Source organism: Flavobacterium sp. SOK18b, from assembly GCF_014156605.1.
In the GTDB taxonomy this organism is placed as follows: domain Bacteria; phylum Bacteroidota; class Bacteroidia; order Flavobacteriales; family Flavobacteriaceae; genus Flavobacterium; species Flavobacterium tiangeerense.
In genome coordinates, this window is record NZ_QKNZ01000092.1 from 1 (window position 1) to 4,164 (window position 4,164).

Genomic DNA, 4,164 nt, shown 5'->3' on the forward strand with positions numbered 1-4,164 from the left:
TACGTATAACTGACTTGTCTAAATCAAAATACAAAATCGTAATATCCAAGGTCTTAGCTAAATCTGTACCTACATTAATAGCTTTTTTTCTTGGCTCTAAGGCCAATGGTCCTTGTGTTACTCCAGATACTTTTGCTATTACAATCTTATTCTCTTTGGTTTCATACTCTGGCTTTTCTCCACGTAAATAATACGCCTTACCACATTGCACCTCAAAGCTGTAGGCTCCTGATAATGGAGTGGTAATTTCTTGGATCAAATTGAAATTGGAATCAAACAAACTTACCTTAGCATTGGACAAGACTAAACCTGTATCTTGATCCTTGATAACTCCTTGAAGTGCTTGATTACAAACAGGAACAGGAAATTTATTGAATCTATAAATGTCATCAGATCCTAATCCTCCCTCTCTATTGGAAGTCACAAAGCCTTTTTTATTCTCTGCATCTATCACAAATGAAAAGTCGTCTTGGGTACTGTTTATAGGTGTCCCTAAGTTTTCAATGGTACTGCCTGGAGTTTTTGAGGATAAATCCATAACAAACACGTCTAAACCTCCAAGTCCAGGGTGTCCATCACTGGCAAAATACATCTTGTTATCTGGTGAAATATACGGAAAGGTTTCTCTTGACTCTGTATTAATAGGCAATCCTAGATTCTCTGGTGTCCCGTAAGTATCATTAGCATTGATGCTTACTTTAAAAAGATCTGATAAGCCCTTAGTGCCGGGCATGTCTGATGCAAAATACAAGGTTTTCTCGTCTACACTCAGCGCTGGATGCGCTACACTATATTCGTTACTGTTAAAAGGTAGTTCTTGTACATTGACCCATTTTCCATTTTCGTTTGTGGCCTTGTAGAGTTTTAATAATATAACTCGTCTGCTGTCTTTTTGCTTTTTCCCGTTGAGATAATTATTACGCGTGAAGTACATCGTTTGGCCATCCTTGGTAAAAACGGGAGTTGACTCATGAAACCTACTGTTGATGTTTTTATTGAATACCTCTGGCTTGCCCACGCTTCCATCTGTACTGATCTGAGAACTGTACAAGTTGGTGAAAGATTCATTGTTCCACTTGAATACTTTCTTTGCTACTCCTCCTGTATCTCGTGCTGAGGCAAAAAGTAAGGTATTGTTGTAATAAGCACTACCGTAATCAGAGTAAGGGGAGTTAATCCCGGCATCAAAAATTTCATATTTACCTGAGTTTTCCTTGATGTCATTCAAGTAATCACGCTGACTCGCAAAGAGTTTCCCGCGCTGGTCTGTGGCTGATTTTGCAATGAATTGCTCTAGCATTTTATCGGCCTTAGCATAGTTGCCTACGGCTTTTAATGATTGGGAATACCTGTAGCAGTACTCTGGCTCTTGAACTGGGTTCATCTCAAAAAGAGCGGAATACCATTTCTCTGCCTTGATCAAATCGGCTATAAAGAAATAGGAATCTCCTAATTTTTGAAACATTTTCTCGTCTTTATATCCTTTCTCTGCTACTTTCTCATAGGTCGCTATAGCATCAACGTAAGAATAATTATCGAAGTTTTTATCTGCAATTGCTACTCCTTTTTTTTGTGCATACCCAATTACTGTTGATACTAAAAAAACTACACAGCATCCGAAATGTTTGGCGCTTAATTTCATAACGTTATATTAAATTAAAAGAATCTAGGTGATGTAATTCTGTTGTATCTGTTGAATATTTCATATCGAAGAAATATTTCGTGTGATCCTGAATTGTAATTAGCCAATCGCGTGGTTTCCATATCGTATGCGTACCCAATAAACCACGAATCAGAAACTTGAAAGCCGACCATTGCACTCAATGCAGCACTCCAGCGGTAGGCAGCTCCCACTGTAAACTTGTCATTAAACAAGAAGTTAGCCGATAAATCTACCTGTAGTGGCGCACCTTGAACCAGCTTGGTCATCATGGCTGGTTTGAATTTTAAATTATAATCTAAATCAAATACGTGACCTGCTGTTAAGTAATAGTTTACGCGTTCTCGTGCAATATAGGAATTGGCTCCTACTCCTGCATATTTATCAAAATGCTGGGTCTCAAGTAAATTAGGCACAGAGAGCCCGATGTAGCTTTTATCAGAGTACCAATAAAGTCCCACTCCTATATTGGGTGAAAACTTATTGTCTATGTTGTTCTCAAAACTATAATCATTAGGGTCATACTGATTCAATTTATCAAAATTGACATTCAATAGATTTGCTGATGCTTTCAATCCAAAGGAGAGTTTGAAGTCTTCTGAGGTATTGATATAGTATGAAAAATCAACTGCTAGATTACTCTCATCCGATGGCCCTATCCTGTCATTTATGATTGATACTCCTAAACCTACTTTAGTATCATTGATAGGTGTGTTAATAGAGGCGGTATTGGTTACAGGTGCTCCATCAAGCCCTACCCACTGGGTGCGGTGTAAGGCAAAAATGTTCATCGATTGGCGCGAACCTGCATAGGCTGGATTTATATTAATCGAATTGTACATGTACTGTGTAAACTGAGCATCTTGCTGGGCATTTACTATACCCGAGAGTAAGAGTACCATTACTACTACTAATTTTGTCTTCATATTGCTTCCATTTTTAAACTTATGAGCTTTATTTATCAATTATCGGTTAATATATAAGTATCCTGCTTTCTCGAAACTAGTGGCAGCACTATCTTTATATCTCAAGATATAATAATACGTTCCCTCTGGTAACTCTTCGGATTGTTTGATAGTGACTCTTCCTTCTGAAACACCTCTAAAAGCTCTATCATCATTGTTGTATCCTGTTCTTTCAAATACTAAAACTCCCCAACGGTTGTATATCTCTACCGTATTGTCGCTGTAACATTCAAGTCCTCTGATGCGGAACACTTTGTTGTCTCCATTTCCATTTGGCGCTACTGCATTAAACACTTCGATCACGCATCCTTGAATAGCAAGTACAGTTGGTCTATCACTTAAAGCGCTAGAATCATCTGATAAATCACTTACTACAACTCCTAGAGGGGTAACTCCTGTTGCCGTTGCTTGGTTGGTTACGCTTCCTAAATTGATGTCGGATTGTTTCAAGCGATACACTCCTTGATAGGCTGTATTGTTTGTCGCTCCTACTGGCAATAAAGATATGCTATTACCCGATAGTATCAAACCTGGTAAAACATCGGTTACTGTTACATTGTTTAATGGCGTGTTTCCTGTATTGCTTACCGCAAAACTGTAGGTAATAGTTTCTCCTGCTTGTGCAAAACCATCTCCATTTTCGTCATTGAATACGGCTGTTTTGACAATGGCAATCATTGGTGTTTCTGCAATAACAACTGTAACTGTGGCTGTTGTACAACTCAACGGATTAGAACCTGTTTCACATACTTGATACGTAATGGTATACGTTCCTGCTATTGTATTTGGTGCTACAGTTAAGTTTCCATTTGCATCTATACTCAATGGTCCACTTGTTACTGGCGTCACATCAGTATTGGCAGCTGTAACCGGTACTCCGTTAATGGTATCATTTGCTAGAACATTTCCTCCTGTGGCTGGTAGTGTATCATTGTTGGCTACAATAACATTGTTTACCACCACCGTTGCGGTAGCTGTAGTACAATTTGCTGGTGTTGCGCCTACTTCACATATTTGATATGTTATCGTGTAGGTGCCACTTGGGGTATTTGGTGCTACTGTTAAATTACCATTTGCATCTATACTCAATGGTCCATTTGTTACTGGAGTTACATCAGTATTAGCTGTAGTTACAGGTACTCCGTTTAACGTATCGTTCCCTGTTACATTGCCTCCTGTAGATGGGAATGTATTGTTATTAGCCACAATTGGGTTCGCTACAACTACTGTTGCTATAGCTCGTGAACAATTTGATGGTGTTGCTCCTACTTCACAGATTTCATATTCTACTGTATACGTTCCTGATGGTGTGTTCGCGTTTACCGTTATCGTTCCATCTGCATTCAAAGTCAAGCCTGCTGGAACAGTGATACCACTTAAGGTTACATTTCCTGGATTAGTGCCAATAGTTGGGTTTAATACGCCATCTAAAGTATCATTGGCTACTATATTTGGTGTCGTTTCCCCTGCAGTTACTGCTATTGGTGCGTCATCATTAGCAACGATTGGATTGGCAACTACAATTGTTACAGTAGCTTG

At 38.9% G+C, this 4,164-nt stretch carries 3 protein-coding genes; all 3 read right to left on the minus strand.

Annotated elements, in window-relative coordinates; translation table 11 throughout:
• The coding region (locus tag DNC80_RS12955; RefSeq protein WP_182651590.1) for a PD40 domain-containing protein at positions 1-1,642 on the minus strand (1,642 nt) is incomplete at its 3' end.
• 14 nt (positions 1,643-1,656) lie between these two features.
• Positions 1,657-2,586 carry a type IX secretion system membrane protein PorP/SprF gene (locus DNC80_RS12960; RefSeq protein WP_182651591.1) on the minus strand — a complete coding sequence of 310 codons (930 nt, stop codon included), beginning with the start codon at positions 2,584-2,586 and terminating at the stop codon, positions 1,657-1,659.
• A gap of 39 nt (positions 2,587-2,625) precedes the next feature.
• On the minus strand, positions 2,626-4,164 hold a 1,539-nt coding region (locus DNC80_RS12965), incomplete at its 5' end, for a gliding motility-associated C-terminal domain-containing protein (protein WP_182651592.1).